20 protein-coding genes and 1 riboswitch are annotated in these 21,307 nt (G+C 59.0%); of the genes, 6 read left to right on the top strand and 14 right to left on the bottom strand.

The features are described from left to right. Nucleotides 1-24 precede the first annotated feature (24 nt). On the top strand, nt 25-1,041 hold the full coding sequence (locus tag O3S81_RS05290; protein WP_269341428.1) for a class I SAM-dependent methyltransferase: 1,017 nt from the start codon (nt 25-27) through the stop codon (nt 1,039-1,041). Nucleotides 1,042-1,046: 5 nt separating this feature from the next. Here O3S81_RS05290 and O3S81_RS05285 read toward each other — a convergent pair whose 3' ends face one another. Then, complete coding sequence (locus tag O3S81_RS05285; RefSeq protein WP_269341427.1) at nt 1,047-1,991, bottom strand: AEC family transporter; 945 nt, start codon at nt 1,989-1,991, stop codon at nt 1,047-1,049. Between the two features lie 480 nt (nt 1,992-2,471). Between O3S81_RS05285 and O3S81_RS05280 the strand changes: the two genes are divergently transcribed. Further along, nucleotides 2,472-3,464 (top strand): adenosine kinase, encoded by a 993-nt coding sequence (locus tag O3S81_RS05280; RefSeq protein WP_269341426.1) that lies wholly within the window; start codon nt 2,472-2,474, stop codon nt 3,462-3,464. Here the strand turns inward: O3S81_RS05280 and O3S81_RS05275 are convergent. Beyond that, nucleotides 3,457-3,990: an SH3 domain-containing protein gene (locus tag O3S81_RS05275; RefSeq protein ID WP_269342384.1), complete on the bottom strand. Its 534-nt coding sequence runs from the start codon at nt 3,988-3,990 to the stop codon at nt 3,457-3,459. The two genes, O3S81_RS05280 and O3S81_RS05275, sit on opposite strands and share 8 nt — an antisense overlap. A gap of 180 nt (nt 3,991-4,170) precedes the next feature. On the opposite strand from O3S81_RS05275, the gene O3S81_RS05270 reads away from it, so the two are divergent. Both O3S81_RS05270 and O3S81_RS05265 read left to right on the top strand, forming a co-directional pair. Further along, nucleotides 4,171-5,175 (top strand): 2-hydroxyacid dehydrogenase, encoded by a 1,005-nt coding sequence (locus O3S81_RS05270; protein WP_269341425.1) that lies wholly within the window; start codon nt 4,171-4,173, stop codon nt 5,173-5,175. A gap of 47 nt (nt 5,176-5,222) precedes the next feature. Then, complete coding sequence (locus O3S81_RS05265; protein ID WP_269341424.1) at nt 5,223-5,912, top strand: hypothetical protein; 690 nt, start codon at nt 5,223-5,225, stop codon at nt 5,910-5,912. Nucleotides 5,913-5,933: 21 nt separating this feature from the next. Here the strand turns inward: O3S81_RS05265 and O3S81_RS05260 are convergent, their stop codons facing one another. The 3 genes from O3S81_RS05260 to recF are packed head-to-tail and all read right to left on the bottom strand — an operon-like array spanning nt 5,934 to nt 8,324. Beyond that, a complete protein-coding gene (locus tag O3S81_RS05260) occupies nt 5,934-6,410 on the bottom strand; it encodes a GNAT family N-acetyltransferase (RefSeq protein ID WP_269341423.1) in 477 nt (158 codons plus the stop codon). Beyond that, complete coding sequence (locus O3S81_RS05255) at nt 6,407-7,174, bottom strand: molybdopterin-synthase adenylyltransferase MoeB (protein ID WP_269341422.1); 768 nt, start codon at nt 7,172-7,174, stop codon at nt 6,407-6,409. The genes O3S81_RS05260 and O3S81_RS05255 overlap by 4 nt, the downstream gene beginning before the upstream one ends. A gap of 22 nt (nt 7,175-7,196) precedes the next feature. Continuing rightward, nucleotides 7,197-8,324, bottom strand: a complete 1,128-nt coding sequence (recF, locus tag O3S81_RS05250) for a DNA replication/repair protein RecF (RefSeq protein WP_269341421.1) — start codon at nt 8,322-8,324, stop codon at nt 7,197-7,199. 139 nt (nt 8,325-8,463) lie between these two features. Between recF and O3S81_RS05245 the strand changes: the two genes are divergently transcribed. After that, nucleotides 8,464-9,567: an alpha/beta hydrolase gene (locus O3S81_RS05245; protein ID WP_269341420.1), complete on the top strand. Its 1,104-nt coding sequence runs from the start codon at nt 8,464-8,466 to the stop codon at nt 9,565-9,567. Between the two features lie 30 nt (nt 9,568-9,597). On the opposite strand, the gene nrdF is transcribed toward O3S81_RS05245, so the two are convergent. The 8 genes from nrdF to O3S81_RS05205 form a co-directional block, all read right to left on the bottom strand. Further along, the gene (gene nrdF, locus O3S81_RS05240; RefSeq protein WP_269341419.1) at nt 9,598-10,572 is read right to left on the bottom strand and encodes a class 1b ribonucleoside-diphosphate reductase subunit beta; all 975 of its coding nucleotides are present in this window, start codon (nt 10,570-10,572) and stop codon (nt 9,598-9,600) included. 16 nt (nt 10,573-10,588) lie between these two features. Then, the gene (nrdE, locus tag O3S81_RS05235; RefSeq protein ID WP_269341418.1) at nt 10,589-12,775 is read right to left on the bottom strand and encodes a class 1b ribonucleoside-diphosphate reductase subunit alpha; all 2,187 of its coding nucleotides are present in this window, start codon (nt 12,773-12,775) and stop codon (nt 10,589-10,591) included. Then, nucleotides 12,763-13,161 carry a class Ib ribonucleoside-diphosphate reductase assembly flavoprotein NrdI gene (nrdI, locus tag O3S81_RS05230; RefSeq protein WP_269341417.1) on the bottom strand — a complete coding sequence of 133 codons (399 nt, stop codon included), beginning with the start codon at nt 13,159-13,161 and terminating at the stop codon, nt 12,763-12,765. Before nrdI ends, nrdE begins: the two co-directional genes overlap by 13 nt. 12 nt (nt 13,162-13,173) lie before the next feature. Next, nucleotides 13,174-13,395: a glutaredoxin-like protein NrdH gene (gene nrdH / locus O3S81_RS05225; RefSeq protein WP_003524283.1), complete on the bottom strand. Its 222-nt coding sequence runs from the start codon at nt 13,393-13,395 to the stop codon at nt 13,174-13,176. Nucleotides 13,396-13,707: 312 nt separating this feature from the next. Next, a riboswitch (cobalamin riboswitch) is annotated at nt 13,708-13,931 on the bottom strand. A gap of 133 nt (nt 13,932-14,064) precedes the next feature. After that, a complete protein-coding gene (locus tag O3S81_RS05220) occupies nt 14,065-14,694 on the bottom strand; it encodes a nucleoside triphosphate hydrolase (RefSeq protein WP_269341416.1) in 630 nt (209 codons plus the stop codon). Beyond that, the gene (locus O3S81_RS05215) at nt 14,691-15,473 is read right to left on the bottom strand and encodes an ATP-binding cassette domain-containing protein (protein ID WP_269341415.1); all 783 of its coding nucleotides are present in this window, start codon (nt 15,471-15,473) and stop codon (nt 14,691-14,693) included. The genes O3S81_RS05220 and O3S81_RS05215 overlap by 4 nt, the downstream gene beginning before the upstream one ends. Continuing rightward, entirely contained in the window at nt 15,473-16,555 is a 1,083-nt protein-coding gene (locus O3S81_RS05210) for an ABC transporter permease (RefSeq protein WP_269341414.1), read from the bottom strand. Before O3S81_RS05210 ends, O3S81_RS05215 begins: the two co-directional genes overlap by 1 nt. 224 nt (nt 16,556-16,779) lie before the next feature. Continuing rightward, entirely contained in the window at nt 16,780-17,802 is a 1,023-nt protein-coding gene (locus O3S81_RS05205; RefSeq protein WP_269341413.1) for a sugar ABC transporter substrate-binding protein, read from the bottom strand. A gap of 265 nt (nt 17,803-18,067) precedes the next feature. On the opposite strand from O3S81_RS05205, the gene O3S81_RS05200 reads away from it, so the two are divergent. Next, nucleotides 18,068-19,300: an ROK family transcriptional regulator gene (locus O3S81_RS05200; RefSeq protein ID WP_269341412.1), complete on the top strand. Its 1,233-nt coding sequence runs from the start codon at nt 18,068-18,070 to the stop codon at nt 19,298-19,300. A 49-nt stretch (nt 19,301-19,349) separates the two neighbouring features. On the opposite strand, the gene recQ is transcribed toward O3S81_RS05200, so the two are convergent. Beyond that, entirely contained in the window at nt 19,350-21,158 is a 1,809-nt protein-coding gene (gene recQ, locus O3S81_RS05195) for a DNA helicase RecQ (RefSeq protein ID WP_269341411.1), read from the bottom strand. Nucleotides 21,159-21,307 lie beyond the last annotated feature (149 nt).

The following is a 21,307-nucleotide window of genomic DNA, read 5'->3' as shown; positions in this document are numbered from 1 at the left end:
CCATCCTACCTTAAGGACGCTCCCATGAGCCGTGACGCCGTGAAAACCCTTTTCCATCCCTTTGCCTCGGACATGCTTGCCATGCCGAAAGAAGGCGAACGCGTTCTGTTTCTAGGAGCGGAAGCCGGTCCGCGGCTGGATGGTTTCGACGCGGAGATCGTCGCGGTTCAGCATCTTCGGCCGCTTTACCGGGCTCTCGAGGCCCAGGGCGCGGAAGTCACCCCGGATGTTTCGGGCGAAGATTACGATGCGGCGCTGCTGCTTTGCGGCAAACATCGCGGTGAAAACGAAAACCGTGTCGCCGAAGCGCTTTCGCGGGTGAAGGCCGGCGGCCTGATCGTCGCGGCGGGCTCCAAGGAAGACGGGATCGTAACCCTGCGCAAGACGCTTGCAAAGCTTGGCATCGAAGCGGAATCCACGCCGAAATATCACGGTGTCGCACTCTGGTTCCAACGGCCGGACGATGTATCGGCCGCCGTCTCCAAGCTTGCCCAGAAGCCGGCGACGGTCGAGGGCCGCTTCACCGCCCTGCCCGGCATGTTCTCCCATGATCGCGTGGATGACGGTTCGGAACTGCTTGCCTCGCGCCTGCCGACCGACTTTGACGGCAATGCCGCCGATTTTGGTGCGGGCTGGGGTTATCTCTCCATCATGCTGGCGGAAAAATCACCGCGCACCGCCCGTATCGATCTTTTCGAAGCGGACTGGAATGCGCTGGAATTCGCCAAGACCAATCTTCTCGAAAACAATCCGCGCCTGACGGCACGTTTCTTCTGGCAGGATCTGGCCAACGAGCCGCCGAAGGAAAAATACGACCTCATCATCATGAACCCGCCTTTCCATGCGGGCGGACAGGCGGCGGAACCTGCACTTGGCCAGGCCTTCATCAAGGCTGCGGCGGGCGCGTTGCGCAGCGGCGGCAAGCTGCTGATGGTGGCCAATCGCGGCCTGCCCTATGAACCGGTTCTGGCGGCGGAATTCCGCACGACCGCCGAAGTATGCCGCAACGCCCGCTTCAAGATTCTGAGCGCCCAGAAATAATCAAATCAGCTCAGCAGCCAGGCCCATAGCGATACGGAGAGAACGCCGGTCGCTGTGGAAATGCTGATGGTGGAGGCCGCGACACTGTGGCCGATACCGAAGCGGTTGGCGATCAGCCAGGCATTCACGCCCGTCGGCACCGAAGAGGTGAGCACCAGCGCCGCCGTCCATTCACGGCTGAGGCCGAGCACGTGGCCCATGGCCCACACGCAGGCAGGCAGAAGCAGCAGCTTGAAAACGGTCATGGTGACGGCAATGCCCATATTGCCGCGAATGGTGTATTTCGTCAGCGCCATGCCGAGCGAGATGAGAGCAGCCGGCCCCGCCATCGAGGCGATCTGATCGACCACGGTTTTCAAAATGGGTGTCAGCGCCACGCCGGAAACATTGGTCGAAAGCCCGATGACAAGACCGATCACCAGCGGATTGGTGACGAGATTGCGGCCCACCTGTTTGAAGACCGCAGCCATGCTCCGTTTTTCGCCGCCGACCGCCTTGTGCGTGGCATTTTCCATCAGGATGGTGCCGGCGATCATCATGACCGGCAGATGGATGGCGAGAAGGATGGAGAGAGCGACCAGCCCCTCATCTCCCACGGAACGCCCGACCAGCGGCAGACCGATGAAGATATTATTCGCAAAGGCCGAAGAAATGCCGGCGATAACGGCGATGCGGACATCCTGCTTGAAGACATACCGGGTGACGATATGCCCGACCGTCCAGGTGACGGCCACGCCAGCGAAATAGGTGATCCAGAGGCGGAAGGGCGATGCGCCGTGAAAATTCGCTTCCGCTAGCGTGCGGAAGATCAATGTCGGCACCGCGATCTTGAACACGAAATCACTCAGGATATCACCGGCATCCGCCCTGAACAGGCCGGCCTTGACGGTCAGCCAACCGATCAGGATGAGAATGAAAATCGGGGCGACATTCGCGGCAACGGCAGACATGGAGGGAAAGCTTTCGCGGCTTTTGCGGGAGATACTCCGCTTTAGAGCCTTTTCCGCGGGAATGGAATCGCGAATACGCTTTCGCTCTTTGTTTTCGCCAAATGAAGTATGTCGGGAGGGGAAGAACTTGGTGAGTCGCTAGGGCCGAAGCGCCTCCGTGCCCGCACAATACGGCAAGCCGGAACGTGCCTTAAAAGAAAAAGCGGGGTTACCCCCGCCTTTTATGTCCGTTAAATGCCGCCAGTACATCCGTGGCGGAGATAACGGTTGAGCCAGAAGACCTCATGTCTTCTATTTCGGTACGCATTCACACACCTTTTGCTCTGATGGGAGTAATAGCTTAACCACATTACAGAGAAATGACGTGCTTCCGCCTGTCGTGGAGAATCGCATATTTTCTCTTTGGGCTTTTCTTGCCGCCAGAAATGTTTAAGACCATTCGAAAAAAACGCACACCCCCGTGCGAAACGGATAGGGCCTATGACGAAATTCGACGTACTGACTGTCGGCAATGCCATCGTCGACATCATCTCCCGCTGCGATGATCGCTTCCTCAACGACAATGCCATCACCAAAGGTGCGATGAACCTTATCGACGCGGAACGCGCCGAACTGCTTTATTCGCTGATGGGACCGGCGCTCGAAGCCTCCGGCGGCAGCGCGGGCAATACGGCGGCAGGCGTTGCGAATTTCGGCGCCAGGGCCGCCTATTTTGGCAAGGTTGCCGAAGACCAGCTCGGCGAAATCTTCCAGCACGATATCCGCGCGCAGGGCGTCTATTTCGAAACCAAGCCGGAAGGCACATTTCCGCCAACCGCACGTTCGATGATCTTCGTGACCGAAGACGGCGAGCGTTCGATGAACACCTATCTCGGCGCCTGCGTCGATCTCGGCCCGGAAGACGTGGAAGACGACGTCGTTGCCCAGACCAAGGTCACCTATTTCGAAGGTTACCTGTGGGATCCGCCACGCGCCAAGGACGCCATTCGCGAATGCGCCCGCATTGCCCATGAAAACGGTCGTGAAGTTTCCATGACGCTCTCCGACAGCTTCTGCGTCGGCCGCTACCGCGACGAGTTTCTGGACCTGATGCGCTCCGGCACGGTGGACATCGTTTTCGCCAACAAGCAGGAAGCACTTTCGCTTTACGAAACCGACGACTTCGAGCTGGCGCTGACGAAAATTGCCGCCGATTGCAAGATTGCTGCGGTGACGATGAGCGAAGAAGGCGCCGTCATCCTGCGCGGCACGGAACGCGTGAAGGTCGAAGCCTATCCCGTGCATGACGTGGTCGACACGACGGGTGCGGGCGATCTTTTCGCCGCCGGTTTCCTGTTCGGTTATACGCAGGACCGTTCGCTTGAAGATTGTGGCAAGCTCGGCTGCCTTGCGGCTGCCGCCGTCATTCAGCAGATCGGCCCGCGCCCCATGTCATCGCTGAAGGCGCTGGGCGAAAAACACGGCCTTATTTAAAGGCTTCGCCGGGGTAAGCACCCCAGATTTCCCCCTGGGATACCCAGCCCGAGGCCTGACCGGCCTCGGCACGGCACCAGTCGCCATTACATTCGCCGATCCGGAAGACGACGCCCGGCTCCAGCCGGGCGGTAACGGCAGCGCCCGACTGCGCCTCACGGCGCATGTTCACATAGACTTCCTTGCCCTTGCCGCGCATCCACGGAGCGGCAACGGCTGTGCGTTCGCCTGACAGCAGGGCCTGATTGACCCAGCCTTCCGTGCCGTCGGCATCGCGGATGCGTCGCCAGTTTTCATATTCCTGGATGATTTCGACCGGCATTCCCGATTTCAGATACATCCATGACACGGCATAATCCGTGCTGGGGCCGATGCGCATATTGACGCGCTTGGATTTCAGGCTGACAAATCGCGGCAGCGGCAGGCCGCTTGCGCCCTTGGCGGCACCCTGCGCCATGGCTTCGCTGGCCGCACCGAGGAGGCCCAGAGACAATGCAATGCAAACGATAGAAACCACACTGCGCATGCCCATTTCCGTTTCCCGCCTTCTGCAAACCGGATGATATTCGAGGAGGCTCGGTTCCACATGCCTCGAGCCACGGCGAGTTTTGTTTGTCTTCGCCGGCGGGTCTGGTAGAAACGCCCTGATTGAAAGAAATTATCGCTCTTTCTGGTTAATGACTTCTGAACAAGGCAGCGGCAAACGATGACCCACAAGAAGAGACCGACAGTCTATATCACCCGCAAATTGCCTGACGTCGTCGAAACCAGAATGCGCGAACTCTTCGACGCGGAACTCAATATCGACGATACGCCGCGCAGCGAGGAAGAGCTCGTCGCCGCCATGCAGCGCGTGGACGTGCTGGTGCCGACCGTGACCGACCGCATCACCGCCGCCATGATCGAGCAGGCCGGGCCGCAGCTGAAGCTGATCGCCAGCTTCTCCAACGGTATCGACCATGTGGATGTCGATGCCGCCGCCCGAAAGGGTATCACCGTTACCAATACGCCGAATGTGCTGACGGAAGACAGCGCCGATATCACCATGGCGCTGGTGCTGGCCGTGCCGCGCCGCATGATCGAGGGCACGCGCGTGCTCGCCAACGGCACCGACGAGTGGCTGGGCTGGTCTCCGACCTGGATGCTCGGACGGCGCATTTCCGGCAAACGCATTGGCATCGTCGGCATGGGCCGCATCGGCACGGCGGTCGCGCGGCGCGCCAAGGCCTTCGGCCTTTCCATTCATTATCACAATCGCAAACGGGTCAATCCGGCAACGGAAGCGGAGCTTGAGGCGACCTATTGGGACAGTCTCGACCAGATGCTGGCGCGGGTGGATATCGTGTCGGTCAATTGCCCCTCGACACCCGCGACCTATCACCTGATCTCGGCACGGCGGCTGGCGCTGATGCAGCCGACCAGCTACATCGTCAACACCGCGCGCGGCGATATTATTGACGAAGCAGCGATGATCCAGTGCCTGCGCGAAGGCAAGATCGCCGGCGCCGGCCTCGATGTCTATGAAAATGAGCCTGCCGTAAACCCCAAGCTCATCAAGCTCGCCAAGGAAGGCAAGGTCGTGCTGCTTCCCCATATGGGTTCGGCAACGATCGAAGGCCGGATCGACATGGGCGACAAGGTCATCATCAACATCCGCACATTGTTCGATGGGCACCGCCCGCCGAATCGGGTGCTGCCGGGGCGGAGCTGAGCCGGTCGGGCAGACATCGTTCGATCACCACAGGGAGGAAGAGTTCAATGGGAATCCAGGCGAAATTTTTATTGCTGATCTCCGTCCTGTTGATGCTGGTCAGCGTCCCGGCCCGGGCTGCGTCGCCCTCACCGGAGGAAACCGCCGAACTCTATTATCGTGCCTGGCTGAATTTTGATCGCGCCAGCATGGCTCGCCTGAACAAGGAATGGGGATCTTCGGGCAGCGGCCAGCGCTACACCGATATGGAACTGGTTGCGGACCCTGTCGCATGGCAGCGCAAATACAGGGGCATGCATTCTCCCAAGGGGACGACGAGTGAACAATCGGACCAGTTCGCAAAGCTCTGGGTGGCGAGCACGGAGCGGGTGCGCTGCAAGGCTGAGCCTGCACGTATCGGTTCAAAAACGCCTGCCGGTCTTTTTGTGGCGCGAATAAAGATGAACTGTTCTCTGCCGGATGTCGGGCCAGCCTTCCAGCGGCTGAAGGCTGCCGCAAATCCGGATGAGATTGGTGATAGGACCCGCATGCCCTCCGTAAAACTCATGAAGCAGATGGTGGAGGCCACCAAGGCGGCGGCGCTGAGCCACAAGGTCACGACGGAAATCCAGCTCGTCAGCGGGCCGGACAAGGACATCTGGCGGGTGGGAACGGCGGAAATCCAGCCGCAGGCGGGTATCGACCGCGTTTCTTCCGTCTTTCTCTCCCAGATGATGCAGTCCGGCCTTTTGCAATAAGAGCGGCTTTAAAAAGCGGCTTCAGTCCAGGAATTTGGTCATTTCGATCGAGGTCGTACGATCATAGCCCGCATGGGCATTTTCAGCGGTCTTGACGAAACCCCAGCCGGTAAATTTCGCATGGTTGGCGAGAAGCTCGATGCGCGTTTCCAGCCTGAGCGCCGGCAGCGCCAGTTCTCGTGCCAGCATTTCGGCTTGCTGCAGAAGCAGCTTGCCGATGCCCTTTCCCTGCGCTTTCGGGGAAACACAGAGCTTGCCGACATAAAGCGAAGCCGGCGGCTCCGGCCGGCAAAACAGGCAGCCCAGCAACTCATCGCCGTCCTGAACCACAAAAGCGACCTCCACCCTCGCCTTTTCGGCGAGATTTTCGGCTGTCAGGCGATGAGCCGAAGAGGGCGGGTCGATGACGCCATCCATGTAAGCGAAGGACGCCATGATGAGCGCCAGCAAATCCTGCCAGCGGTCGAAGTCCTCGCCGATCCTCGTAATCTCGATCATGGTTTCTTTCCCGCTGTCCGGCGCTTGTATCGCACCGTTTCGAAACGCGCCGACAGGGCATCATAAAGAAGCAGGCGGCCTATGAGGGGTTCGCCGGCACCGGTGATGACCTTGATCGCCTCCATGGCCATCAGAGTGCCGATCACGCCGGTCAGCGCGCCGACAATGCCCGTTTCCGCGCAATTCGGTATCAGCCCCTGCGGCGGCGGTTCCGGGAACAGGTCACGATAACCGGGCAGCAAAATGCCCTCCGCATTCGTCTCGTAGGGTTTCAGAACCGTGACCGATCCATCGAAACGGCCGACAGCACCGGTGACCAACGGCCTTTTCGCAGCCTCTGCAGCATCCGCCGCGGCATAACGCGTATCGAAATTGTCCGAGCCATCGATCAGGAGATCGAAGGATGGCAGGTGGTCATGCGCCCAGACCTGCGAAAAACGCTCCTCATAAACAAGCGTGCGGACATACGGATTGAGCCGGGCGATGGCCTTGCGGGCGCTTTCCGTTTTCAGCTCGCCGACCGTCCCGGTATCGTGGATCACCTGCCGCTGGAGATTGGACAGGGAGACCACATCGTCATCGATCATGCCGAGCGTGCCAACACCGGCGGCGGCAAGATAATGAAGGACAGGCGCGCCTAGACCGCCGGCCCCGATGACCAGCACCCGCGCCGCCTTCAGCCGTTGCTGGCCGACGCCGCCGATTTCCGGCAGCAATATGTGGCGCTTGTAACGTTCGATCTCTTCCGGGCTCAGCGGGTCCATGTCGCACTCCATTTCTCTGCCGTCATGCCGTGATGCTCCCATGGGAAACATTGAAGAACTGTGCCCGCTCGCCGAGGGCGGAGAACATGGCCGCATCCGTTCCGGTCATGAAACTCTGACCGCCCAGCGCGTGGATGAGATCAAACAGGGCGGCCCGCCTGCCCTCATCCAGATGGGCGGCAATTTCATCCAGCAGCAGAATTGGCGCATAACCGGTCATATTGGCGGTGAGCTGCGCATGGGCAAGCACCAGCCCGACCAGAAGCGCCTTCTGCTCCCCGGTTGAACAGCGTTCGGCCTCCATGTCCTTTTCCGCATGGCGCACGAAAAGATCGACTCGGTGCGGCCCATCCAGCGTGCGGCCTGCCGCCGCGTCCCGGTACCGACCTTCCCGCAGCATAAGGCCATATTCGTCTTCCAGATCGACAGCCGGGCGGTTGAGCCCGTCATCCATGAAACCCGAGAGCGACAGCGCCGCCGACGGGAAGGCCGCATTGCCGGCCCGCCCCTCGATCAGGGTCTTCAACAGGCCGAGCATTTCATAACGGGCAACCGCCATGGAAATACCGAGTTCGGCCATCTGTTTTTCGATGCCATCCAGCCAGACCGGATCGAAGCGACCTTCCGAAAGCAGACGGTTGCGGCCGCGCATGGCCTTTTCGAAATCGCTTGCCCGCCGACCATGAGCGGGATCAAGCGACAGCACCAGCCGATCGAGAAAACGCCGGCGGTCCGATGAGGAGCCGGTAAAGAGACCATCCATGGCGGGTGTCAGCCACAGAACCCGCAGATGGTCGGTCAATTCATCGACGGATTTGACGGGCGTGCCGTTCAGGCGCAGGCGACGCGACACCACCTCGCCATCGCCTTCGATCCCTGTGCCGATGGCGACCTCACCATCCATGCCCTCGACATCGGCAAAGATCGAGAAACCGGTGGCTTCCGCCCCCACCCGTGTCACATCGGACAAGGTGGCCCGGCGCAGGCCGCGTCCTGGCGAAAGAAAGGAAACAGCCTCGAGCAGATTGGTCTTGCCGGAGCCATTATCGCCCGTCAGCACCACATGCCTGTCATCAAGCGTGAGCGCCCCCGCCGCATAGTTGCGGAAGTCCGTGAGTTTCAGCCGTAAAAGCGACACCTTGTTCGTCATCTGTACGGCCTAAAACGAACATGGCCGGATGGCAAGGAGGGGAATGCCCATCCGCGCCGAAGACCAATCCATTCTCCAGTAGCAACTTTTCCAGCGGGAAGTTATTTATGAGCCCGTTCCCTGTCACCGGTAGCCATTCATGCGCCTGATCCTTTCGCTCCTTCTCACGCTCGGTCTTATTTCCTCCTGCGCGGGCCGACCGGGGGCAGATGTGCTACAAGCGGTCAACACCAAGACCCGTGGCACGAAAATAGTGACCGCCTATGTGGCGAGCACGCGGGAGAAGGACAAGGACGCGAAAAAAGGCTTCGGCACAGGGCGCGCGGTCGAGCCCAACTATGCACGCTTCGACATTTCCATTCCGCCCACCCATAAAAGCGGGAAAATCGAATGGGCCAGCGGCAAGCCGGATCCGAACAGGGACTTTGTCGTCACCAGAGCCAATATGCTGACGAAGCCGCAACTCAACGCCGATCTTGGCGACATTGCCCGCTCCGGCAGGCAGATCGCGCTTTTTGTGCACGGTTACAATTACAGCTACCAGGAAGCCCTGTTCCGCGCGGCGCAGATGGCTGCCGATGCCAATATGAACGGCGTGCCGCTGGTCTTTTCCTGGCCGTCGCAGGCCAATGTCACCGGCTACGTCGCCGACAAGGAATCGGCGACCTTTTCACGCGATGCGCTCGCCGCGCTGTTGACCGACCTAACCCGCCAGACCCCGAAGAAAAGCGTCGTCCTGTTCGGCCACAGCATGGGCGGCTGGCTGGTCATGGAAGCACTGCGGCAACTACGCTTCCAGGGCAAAAACGATGTCATCGCCAAGCTGCAGGTGGTGTTGGCTGCGCCCGATATCGACGCCGATGTCTTCCGCAAGCAGATCGAGGTGGTCGGCCGGCTCGACCCGCCGCTCACGGTGCTGGTATCCAAGGACGACCGAGCCCTGAAAGCGTCCTCCATCCTGGGTGCCGATGTCACCCGCATCGGCGCGCTGGATGTTACCGACCGACAGGTGCAGGAAGCTGCCCTGAAGGAAGGCGTGCAATTCGTCGACATCTCTAATCTCGAAGCGTCGGACCCGCTCAATCACGACCGCTATGCGGCGCTGGCCTCCATGGTGCCGCAACTTGAGGCAAGCAGGCGCGGCGGCGACATCAACAGTGCGGGAGCCTTCGTTTTCGATGCTATCGGAGCGACCGTTTCCAGCCCCTTCCGCCTTGCAAGCCAGGTGGTGAACCCGCAATAGCTTCTGCGGGTTCTTGGCGGCACACCGGTTTCAGAAATCCCAGTCTTCATCCTCGGTGGCGACCGCCTTGCCGATGACATAGGATGAGCCGGATCCTGAGAAGAAGTCGTGATTTTCATCGGCATTGGGCGAGAGCGCCGAGAGGATCGCCGGATTGACCCGGCAAGCCTCGGCCGGAAACAGCGCCTCATAACCCAGATTCATCAGGGCCTTGTTGGCATTGTAATGCAGGAACTGCTTGACGTCTTCCGTCAGGCCAACGCCGTCATAGAGGTCTTCGGTATATTTCGCCTCGTTGTCGTAAAGCTCGAGCAGCAGATCGAAGGCAAAATCCTTGATTTCCTGTCTTTGCGCCTCGCCAAGGCGGTCCAGCGCCCGCTGGAACTTGTAACCGATATAATAGCCGTGCACGGCCTCATCGCGGATGATGAGACGGATGAGGTCTGCCGTGTTGGTGAGCTTGGCGCGGCTTGACCAGAACATCGGCAAATAGAAGCCGGAATAGAACAGGAAACTTTCCAGAAACACGCTGGCGATCTTTTTCTTCAGCGGATCACCGCTGTCATATTCGCGCATGATGAGCGCGGATTTGCGCTGCAGGAACTCGTTTTCTTCCGACCAGCGATAGGCGTCGTCAACATCCGGTGTGAGGCAGAGCGTTGAAAAGATCGACGAATAGGAACGGGCGTGCACGGCCTCCATGAAGGAGATGTTGGAGAGCACGGCCTCCTCATGCGGCGTAGCCGCATCCGCCATCAGGCGCACGGCACCGACGCCGTTCTGGATCGTGTCGAGCAATGTCAGCCCGGTGAAGACACGGATCGTCAATTTCTGCTCTTCCGGCTTCAGCGTTCCCCAGGACGGGATGTCGTTGGAAAGCGGCACCTTTTCCGGCAGCCAGAAGTTCGAGGTCAGGCGGTTCCAGACTTCGAGGTCCTTGTCGTCCTCGATGCGGTTCCAGTTGACCGCGCGGATACGGGACGCGGGTTTTACGGCGATGTTCATTCTCTTGTCCCTCAAATCAGAGCGTGCAGGAAACGCAGCCCTGAACCTGCGTGCCTTCCAGCGCCATCTGGCGCAAACGGATGTAATAGATGGTCTTGATGCCCTTCTTCCAGGCATAGATCTGTGCCCGGTTGATATCGCGTGTCGTCGCCGTATCGCGGAAGAACAGCGTCAGCGACAGGCCCTGATCGACATGCTGGGTGGCTGCCGCATAGGTGTCGATGATCTTCTCAGGACCGATCTCATAGGCATCCTGATAATATTCGAGATTGTCGTTCGAGAGATAGGAAGCCGGGTAATAAACGCGGCCGATCTTGCCCTCTTTGCGGATTTCGATTTTCGAAACGATCGGGTGAATGGAAGAAGTGGAGTGGTTGATATAGGAGATCGAGCCCGTCGGCGGCACGGCCTGCAGGTTCTGGTTATAGAGGCCTGATGCCATGACCTCCCGCTTCAAGGCCGCCCAGTCCTCCTGTGTCGGAATGGCAATGCCGGCTTTTTCGAACAGCTCACGGACCCTTTCCGTCGCGGGCAACCATTCCCGGTCGGTATATTTGTCGAAATATTCGCCCGAGGCATATTTGGAGTTTTCAAAGCCCTTGAAGCTCTGTCCCCGTTCCACGGCGAGCCGATTGCTGGCGCGGATGGCGTGATAGGTCACAGTGTAGAAATAGATATTGGTGAAATCGATGCCTTCTTCCGAACCGTAGAAGATGCGCTCGCGCGCCAGATAGCCGTGCAGGTTCATCTGGCCGAGCCCGATGGCGTGGCTCGCATCATTGCCCTTTTCCACGGAGGGAACGGAGGAGATATGGCTCATATCCGACACCGCCGTCAGTGCCCGGATCGAAGTCTCGATGGTCTTGCCGAAATCGGCGGAGTCCATGGCAGAAGCAATGTTCAGTGAACCGAGATTGCAGGAAATATCCTTGCCCATATGGCTATAGGACAAATCGGCATCAAACTCGCTCGCTTCACTGACCTGCAGGATTTCCGAGCAGAGATTGCTCATGCTGATACGGCCGGCGACCGGATTGGCGCGGTTCACCGTGTCCTCGAACATGATGTAGGGATAGCCGCTCTCGAACTGGATTTCGGCGATGATCTGGAAAAACTCGCGCGCCTTGATCTTCTTCTTGCGGATGCGACTGTCGGCGACCATCTCATGATATTTTTCGGTGACCGAGATCTCCGTCAACGGCACGCCATAGACCCGCTCCACATCATAGGGCGAGAAGAGGTACATATCCTCGTTGTTGCGGGCGAGTTCGAAGGTGATATCGGGGATCACCACACCGAGCGACAGGGTTTTGATGCGGATTTTTTCATCGGCATTTTCGCGCTTCGTGTCGAGGAAGCGCATGATATCCGGGTGATGAGCATGCAGATAGACCGCGCCGGCACCCTGGCGAGCCCCCAGCTGATTGGCGTAGGAGAAACTGTCTTCCAACAGCTTCATCACCGGAATGACGCCGGAAGACTGGTTTTCGATCTGCTTGATCGGCGCGCCGGCCTCGCGAATATTGGTCAGGGAGAGCGCCACGCCACCACCGCGCTTGGAAAGCTGCAGCGCCGAATTGATGGAGCGGCCGATGCTTTCCATATTGTCTTCCACGCGCAGCAGAAAACACGACACCAGCTCGCCGCGGCTCTTCTTGCCGGCGTTGAGAAAGGTCGGCGTCGCCGGCTGGAAGCGGCCTGAAATGATCTCATCGACCAGATCGCGGGCAAGCTGCTCATCACCGCGCGCGAGCGCAAGCGCAACCATGCAGACGCGATCCTCGTAACGCTCGAGATAACGTTTTCCGTCAAAGGTCTTCAGCGTGTAGGAGGTGTAATATTTGAAAGCGCCGAGGAAGGTCGGAAAACGGAACTTCCGGGCATAGGCCTCGTCATAGAGGTCACGCACGAAATTGAAGGAATACTGGTCCAGCACCTCCTGCTCGTAATATCCCTCCGTCACCAGATAATCGAGCTTTTCCCGGAGATTATGGAAAAATACGGTGTTCTGGTTGACGTGCTGGAGGAAATATTGCCGGGCAGCCAGGCGATCCTTGTCGAGCTGGATCTTCCCGTTTTCGTCATAGAGGTTCAGCATCGCATTCAGCGCGTGATAATCCAGTCCCGTCTCAACCGGTTTCTGGCTTGCGGCTACGGGCTGTTTGGCGTCCTTGCGCAGCGCGCTTGAGGTCAGCGTGTCCAAAATCGTTCCAATCCATGTTTGACGTTGGCGACATCTTCCTCCGTGCCGAGAAGCTCGAAGCGATAGAGAAACGGCACTGCGCATTTGCGCGAGACGATGTCTCCGGCGGATGCGAAAGCTGCGCCAAAATTCGTGTTGCCCGCCGCGATGACGCCGCGAATGAGATTTCGGTTGGAGGGCTCGTTCAAGAACCGAATGACCGGCTTCGGCACGGCCCCTTTGGTGCCGCCGCCCCCGTAGGTGGGGGTAACGAGCACATAGGGCTCCGACACCTGAGGCACGTCCTCCTCGGCGCCGAGCGGCAGGCGAAACAGACGCCGTCCCAGTTTCAGAAGGAAACGATGGGTATTTTCAGAGCGGCTGGAATAATAGACGATCAGACCCATCGCCCTGCCGCCTCAGCTGATCGAGCCGATCATATCAGGCCGGAAACCCGCCCAATGCCGTTCGCCGGCGACGACGACGGGAACCTGCATGTAACCGAGACCCCGAACATGATCGAGCGCATCCGCATCTTCGGAAATATCGACGATCTCATAGGGAACGCCGATGCGGTCGAGCGCACGATAGGTGGCGGTGCATTGGACGCAGGCGGGCTTGCTGTAAACGGTGACGGTCATAATTTCCTCTCTCGAAGCCGGTTTCGGACACGGCTCAACATTGCCGACTGCAATCGCAATCGGGTGGCGGTGGATCTGTCATTCAGGTGAGGCGCGCAGCCCAGGCGACTTGTCGCATTTCAGGATGAAAACCGGGGTCCGGTTTTCCTGAAAACGCTGCAAACCGCGCAAAATCACTCTCTACGCCGACGAGCGTAGCAACTTAAAGAAATACACTGGCATGACTTCACCCCGAAGCTTGTTCTGGAGGGGGCAGAAAAGGGCGTACGCAAATCATTTGCGTCATACACCTTCCTCCGGACACCCCGCCCGTGGACGTTTGCGCTCAAGGCAGGTCTCCTGACTTGCGGGTCACAACATCTATTCCGGCCTTCCCGGAGCTTTCAGCCCCAGTGACCCAAATTGGAACGATGCTCACCGCTTACAGTTGCGGGGGCAGTTTCGGCCTTGCTCCGCCATGATGGCATCACGCACCGAATTCCCGTCTTAGCTCCCAATCCTTGCGAATCGGAAGAACCTCGAACACCACATATAGTATATGAGGAAATTTTCACGTCAATGAATAGACACACAAAAGCCCCACCCTGTGGATCAAAAAGATTCAACACATGGTCAACAAAGACTTAACGACAAATGCGCTTTGTGGCTTAGGGACGGGAAAGCGTTAATCTATTCCCAGATATCGATGTGGATATCGGCGGGACGGGCGTTTTCGATCACCCTTTTTCCGTTGGGAAGATCGTTCTCAAACAGTTTGGCGTGGATTTGAGCGTCATCGAGACCATAGCCCTGCCATCTGTTACGCAGCCTCTCTTCAAGCACCGCGACGGATGGACCCACAAAAATGGTGAGATCGAAGCTGCCGGACAGTGTCGTCCAGGGTGTCTCGTTGAGCAGCAGATAATTGCCTTCGGCAAGGATCAGGCGCGTGTCCGGCGCAATCGCGCGGGCCGAGGCGATGGCGATTTCGCGGGAGCGGTCGAAAACCGGAACAAGAACCTCCTGCCCGCCCTTGCGGACGGCGGAGACGATATCGAGGAAGCCACGCACGTCGAAGGTTTCGGGCGCGCCCTTTCGCGACAGCAGCCCCCGTTCTTCGAGAATGCCATTGTCCATATGGAAGCCATCCATGGGCAGCACGGCGGCCGTTTCGCCCCGCGCCAGCAAAGCATCACAAAGCGCATCCGCCAGCGTGGATTTGCCGGCCCCAGGGGGACCGGCAATGGCTATGATGAAACGGGATTGACCCTTTGCCCGCCGAAGAACGTCTTCAACGATCGTCTCGAGCTTCAGTGTCATGCGGCAAGCGTTTCCTGCGGCGCTTCCTTCGCGCCGGTCATGAAGGCGACGGCATCCGACATGGAATAGTCCTTCGGATTGATGACGCAAAGGCGTTTGCCCAGCCGGTGGATATGGATGCGATCCGCAACTTCGAACACATGCGGCATGTTATGCGAGATCAGGACGATCGGCAGGCCGCGCGAGCGCACATCGAGAATAAGCTCCAGAACACGCCGGCTTTCCTTGACGCCAAGTGCTGCCGTCGGCTCATCGAGGATGACGACCTTTGAACCGAAGGCCGCCGCACGCGCCACGGCGACACCCTGACGCTGGCCGCCCGAAAGGGTTTCCACCGCTTGGTTGATATTCTGGATCGTCATCAGTCCGAGTTCGGACAGTTTCTCGCGGGCGAATTTTTCCATGGCGGGGCGGTCCAGGGCCCGGAACAGGCTGCCCTGAATACCGGGTTTGCGGATTTCGCGGCCGAGGAACATATTGTCGGCTATGGAAAGCGCCGGCGAGAGCGCCAGGTTCTGATAGACCGTCTCGATGCCCGCCTTGCGCGCCTCAATGGGCGAGCGGAACTGCACGGGCTGGCCTTCCAGCCGAATTTCCCCCTCATCGGGTGTCACCGCACCGGAAATCGCCTTGATGAGCGAGGACTTTCCGGCGCCGTTGTCGCCGATCACGGCCAGAATTTCGCCCGGATAGAGGTCGAAATCTGCATGATCGAGGGCGGTCACGCGACCATAGCGCTTGACGAGATTGCGTGCTGTGAGAATGGGTTCTTTTACCATCAGCCTGCTACCTTTCTGATCCACTGGTCGATTGCGACAGCCATGATGATGAGGACACCGATCAACAGATAGGTCCATTGCGGGTCGGTTCCGATGAGTCTCAGGCCGAGCGAGAACACGCCGACGATCAAGGCACCGAAAATCATGCCCATGATGGAGCCGCGTCCGCCGAACAGCGACAGACCGCCGATAACCACTGCCGTGATGGATTCGATATTGGCGAACTGGCCCGCGGTCGGCGAAACCGAACCGATACGGCCGATCAAGGCCCAGCCGGCAAAGGCGCAGATGAGGCCGGACAGCGTGTAAACGGTCGTCAGCATTCGCTTGACGTTGACACCGGCAAGTTCTGCGGCATCCGGATCGTCACCCACCGCATAAAGATGGCGGCCCCAGGCGGTTCGGTTCAGCACATACCAGAGCAAAGCGACGAGCAGGACCATGGCGATTACGCCATAGGTGAAGACCGCATTGCCGAAACGGATATTGGCGCCGAAGAACTGCAGGATCGGCGCCTGCTGGGCGATATCCTGGGCGCGGATCGTCTCGTTCGCGGAATAAAGGAAGTTGGTCGCCAGCACGATCTGCCACATACCGAGTGTGACAATGAAGGGTGGCAGGCGCATACGCGAGACCAGAACGCCATTGATGAAGCCGCAGAATGCGCCAACGGCGAGGCCACAGAGAATGGAAAGTTCCGCCGGCAAACCGTAGCGGAAGGTGAACTGCCCCATGATGACGGAGGACAGAACCATGATCGCACCCACCGACAGATCGATGCCCGCCGTCAGGATGACCAGCGACTGCGCCGCGCCGACGATGCCAACGATCGCGACCTGCTGCAGGATGAGGGTCAGCGAGAAGGCGGAGAAAAACTTACCGCCGAGGAGCAGGCCGAAAATGATCAGCGACAGCACCAGAACGATAAGCGGCACGGCCGCCGGGCTGGAATGGAGAAAGTGCTGGAATTTTTCCAGCGCGCTCTTGTCGTGCGTATCGAAAGCGGCGACCTGCGTCGAACTTCCCGAAAGCACTTTTTCAAATTCATTATGCGGCTGAGCCCGCACCGGCTGATCGCTCATGGATTTTCCTCCCGATCGCTCCATCGCAACGCCCCGAAACCGGGGCTCTTTCTCCAAAGAGAGTAATGCGTGGATTCAAAGTGTTGTGAAGCGGCCTATGTCATCCCCGCGGAATGTGTGGCGCGCCCGTTTGTTCCTTTGTCCGATCCCCCGGATCGTGCCTGAAATCATTCTGGTCCAAGGGCGGGGGCAAAACTGCCCCCGCGGGTTTCAACGGTGAGGCATCAGCCCCAGCACTTGTTGAGACCTTCCTTCGTGTCGATGGAATCGAGACCCTTGACCGGCTTGTCGGTCACCAGCGTCACGCCGGTGTCAACGAAGCTCTTGCCTGCCGTCGGCTTCGGCTTTTCACCCGTGTCGGCGAACTTCTTGACGGCTTCGACACCGAGCGCCGCCATCAGCAGCGGATATTGCTGCGATGTCGCGCCGATCACGCCTTCCGCCACGTTCTTGACGCCCGGGCAACCGCCATCGACGGACACGATCAGAACATCCTTTTCACGACCGACCGCCTTCAGCGCTTCATAAGCACCGGCGGCTGCAGGTTCGTTGATGGTGTGGACGACGTTGATGGTCGGGTCTTTCTGCAGCAGATTTTCCATCGCTGCGCGGCCGCCTTCTTCGTTACCGTTGGTAACGTCATGGCCGACGATGCGCTTGTCGTCTTCATCGCCGATCTTGTTGATGTCCTTCACGTCGATGCCGAAGCCCTTCATGAAGCCCTGGTTACGCAGCACGTCAACCGTCGGCTGGGAGGGGGTGAGGTTGAGGAAGGCGATTTTTGCGTCCTTGGCCTTGTCGCCAAGCGTGCCGGCGGCCCATTTGCCGATCAGCTCGCCGGCCAGAAGATTGTCGGTGGCGAAGGTGGAATCGGCGGCGTCGACGGGCTCCAGAGGCGTGTCGAGGGCGATGACCAGAAGGCCGGCGTCACGCGCCTTCTGTACGGCCGGTACGATGCCCTTGGTGTCCGATGCGGTGATCAGGATACCCTTGGCGCCATCGGCGATGCAGGTCTCGATCGCAGCAACCTGGCTTTCGGAATCACCGTCGATCTTGCCGGCATAGGACTTCAGCGTCACGCCGAGTTCTTTCGCCTTGGCGGTCGCGCCTTCTTTCATCTTGACGAAGAAGGGATTGGTATCGGTCTTGGTGATGAGGCAAACCGACGTGTCGGCAGCAGATGCAGCGGAAGCGAAAGAAACGCCAAGCGCAAGCGCGCCCAGAAGAGCGGAAACAGTGGTCTTCATGAGATCCTCCCAATGGATATTTGAGCACCGTGACGGTTACCCGACGATCCCGTCTCCTCCGAGATCGACGACCGTTGATGCAGATGGAACCACCAAAGGAAACGGCTGTCAATAAATAAATCCGATTGAATTATTAATTCCGTATGGCATTCTTATATGCGGCAGGGAGGAATATCGCCGCGTCGTTTAACGTTGCGATAGCAAGATTGCCATAAAGCCTCATGTATCGGTCGCGGCGGATATGACGGGGCGGGAGGATGACATTATGAGACAATCTGTCGAGACGGCGCCGCCCGCGCCGCCCACCACCATGGATATAAGCGGCGGCGCCAACCAGATCGGCGTGCGCGCCTATAATGAGCGGCTCGTGCTGTCCCTCGTCCGCCGCCATGGCGGACTGTCGAAAGCGGAAATATCAAGACTTTGCGGCCTCTCGGCGCAGACTGTCTCGGTCATCATGCGCTCTCTGGAAAAGGATGGGCTTCTCATTCGCGGTGAAAGGCTGCGCGGCAAGGTGGGGCAACCCTCGACCCCGATGCGCCTCAATCCCGACGCCGTATTTTCCTTTGGCGTCAAGATCGGTCGGCGCAGCGTCGATCTCGTGCTGATGGATTTTGTCGGGCGAATCAGGCTCAAGCTTCGCAGAACCTATCCCTACCCCCTGCCGGAATGGATATTGCCCTTCGTGATAGACGGCATAGCGGAGCTCGAATCGAAGCTGTCTCCGGCCGAGCGGCAAAAAATCGCCGGTGTCGGCATCGCTGCTCCATTCGAATTGTGGAACTGGGCCCAGGAAGTGGGTGCGCCGCAGATCGAGATGGAGCGGTGGCGGGACGTCGATATCCGTTCGGAAATTGCCGAAGGCGTCAGCTACCCGGTTTTTCTGCAGAACGACGCCACGAGCGCCTGCGGCGCCGAACTGGTTTTCGGCGCGGGACAGAACCATGCGGATTTTCTGTATGTCTTCATCGGCTCCTTCATCGGTGGCGGTGTCGTTCTGAATTCGGCACTGTTTTCCGGAAAGACAGGCACCGCCGGCGCCATCGGCCCGCTGCCGGTGCAGGGGCAGGACGGCAATACGGTTCAGCTTCTGAAGATCGCTTCGATCTTCGTTCTGGAGAATATGCTGCGCGAAAGAGGCATCGATCCGCGCCCCCTGTGGTTTTCTCCGGATGAGTGGATCGATTTCGGCGAACCGCTGGAAAGCTGGATCAGAAAAACCGCCGCCGCGCTGGCGCAGGCCGTTATCGCGGCCGCCTCCATCATCGATTTTTCCAGCGTTATCATCGATGGCGGTTTTCCCGATTGGGTCAGAACGAGGATCGTCACCGCCACCCGGCTTGCCCTCAAACACCACGATCTTCAGGGCGTCACGTTGCCGGAGATCATCGAAGGCGCGGTCGGCAGCCAGGCCCGGGCAATTGGCGGAGCAAGCCTGCCTCTGTTTTCCCGTTATCTCATCGATCAGAATGTTCTGTTCAAGGACACGACAGGCTGAGGCTTTAACGGCTTTTACTTACCCGGCTATTCATTATCTGCTTCGGTGATCATTCCCCGTCGATGTGCTGCATTATTGCATCCAGAAAGGCGGGACCGTACCGCTCCAGCTTGGTCTCGCCAACGCCGGGGATCTGCGCCATCTCCTTCGCCGAGGTCGGTCTTGCCGCGGCAAGCTCGATGAGTGTCCTGTCGTGGAAAATCACATAGGGCGGAACATTCTGCGAGCGCGCAATTTCCATCCGCTTTGCACGCAGCGCCTCAAAGAGACCACGGTCGGTTTCCGGAAGAGCCGTGGATGTCGTGTTGCGCGGCGTCTCCCGTCGTGCGGCGCGGGGCGCGGATGGAATCCTCAGCATCAGGGAGGGCTTTTCGCGCAGGAACCGTCTTCCCTCATCGGAAATGGACAATCCGCCATGTCCGGACAGATCCACGTCGATCAGGCGCAACGCAACCAGCTGGCGCAGAATAGCGCGCCAGGTGCGATTATCATGTTCTTTGCCGATACCGTAAGTGGTGATGCGATCATGCCCGAACCTGGAAATCCGCTCATCCTCCAGGCCCAGCAACACGCGGATGACATAGGCCTGCCCGAAACGCTCTCCCGTGCGGTAAATGCAGGAAAGCAATTTCTGGGCAGCGATGGCGCCATCAAATAAAGCGGGCGGTGCCGCGCAGGTATCGCAATTGCCGCAGGGCTCGCATCGGTCGCCGAAATAGGACAGCAGAACCTGCCTGCGGCAGCTTGCAGTTTCCGCGAGACCAAGCAGCGCATCGAGCTTCTGGCGCTCCATATATTTGCGCTGGTCCGCAGCGTCCGACTCCTCAATAAAGCGGTTGCGCAGGGCAATATCTTCATAGCCATAGAGCATCAGCACGTCCGACGGCAGACCATCACGACCAGCCCTGCCCGTTTCCTGATAATAGGCCTCGATGCTGCCGGGCAGATCGATATGGACGACAAAGCGCACATCCGGCTTGTCGATGCCCATGCCAAAGGCAACGGTAGCGACGACAATCACCGCCTCACCATGCTGGAAGCGGGTCTGGTTTTCCTCACGGGCGGCCTTGTCCATGCCGGCGTGATAGGGTAGCGCATCGCGCCCCTCTTCCCGAAGCCATGCTGCCGTTTCATCCACCTTGCGTTTCGACAGGCAATAAACGATGCCGCTTTCATTCTCCCGGCCGTTGAGAAAACGCTTCAGCTGGGCGCGGGGATTGTCTTTCTCCATGATCGCATAGCGGATATTGGGGCGGTCGAAACCGGCAATGAAGGCATCCCCTTCATCGATGGCGAGATGGCCTAGGATCTCGGTACGGGTCGGCTCATCGGCCGTCGCCGTCAGCGCCATACGCGGTGTGTCCGGAAAACGCTCGATCAACATATCGAGCTGGCGATAAGGCGGCCGGAAATCATGCCCCCATTGCGAGAGGCAATGAGCCTCATCGACGGCGATCAGGGACAGGTCGATGGACTGAAGGGCGTCAAGAACATCCGGCTTGAGGAGGGTCTCCGGCGCCGCGTAGAGAATATCGACATTGCCGGCCCGCATATCCCGCCAGAGCGCGCGCCGCTCTTCCGGCGAAAGGTCAGAATTGAGGGCTTCGGCCCTGACGCCGGCCTGACGCAGGGCGGCAACCTGATCGACCATCAGCGCGATCAGCGGCGAGACGATCAGTCCCATGCCCTCTCTGGCAAGCGCCGGAATCTGGTAGCACAACGACTTTCCGCCTCCCGTCGGCATCAGAACGAACGCATTGTTGCCCGCCACCACATGCCGGATGATTTCGCCCTGCCGTCTGCGAAACGCATCATAGCCATAGACAGTCTTGAGGATATTTAAGGGGTCGGCGTTCACGTTGTTTTTTCCGCGCTGGAATGATGGCGCATCTTGTCCGTTTTCGGATTTATGGCAATGCCGCGGGTGGAATTTGAGAGGATTGTTTTGCCGATAATGCCCGAACGCAAAAACCCCGCTGTTTTAAGAGCGGGGTTTTAGATAGAATT

This window comes from Agrobacterium sp. SOY23, assembly GCF_027212525.1.
GTDB lineage: Bacteria > Pseudomonadota > Alphaproteobacteria > Rhizobiales > Rhizobiaceae > Agrobacterium > Agrobacterium tumefaciens_I.
The sequence above is the reverse complement of the archived record's forward strand: the minus strand, read 5'-3'. Positions and strand labels throughout refer to the sequence as shown.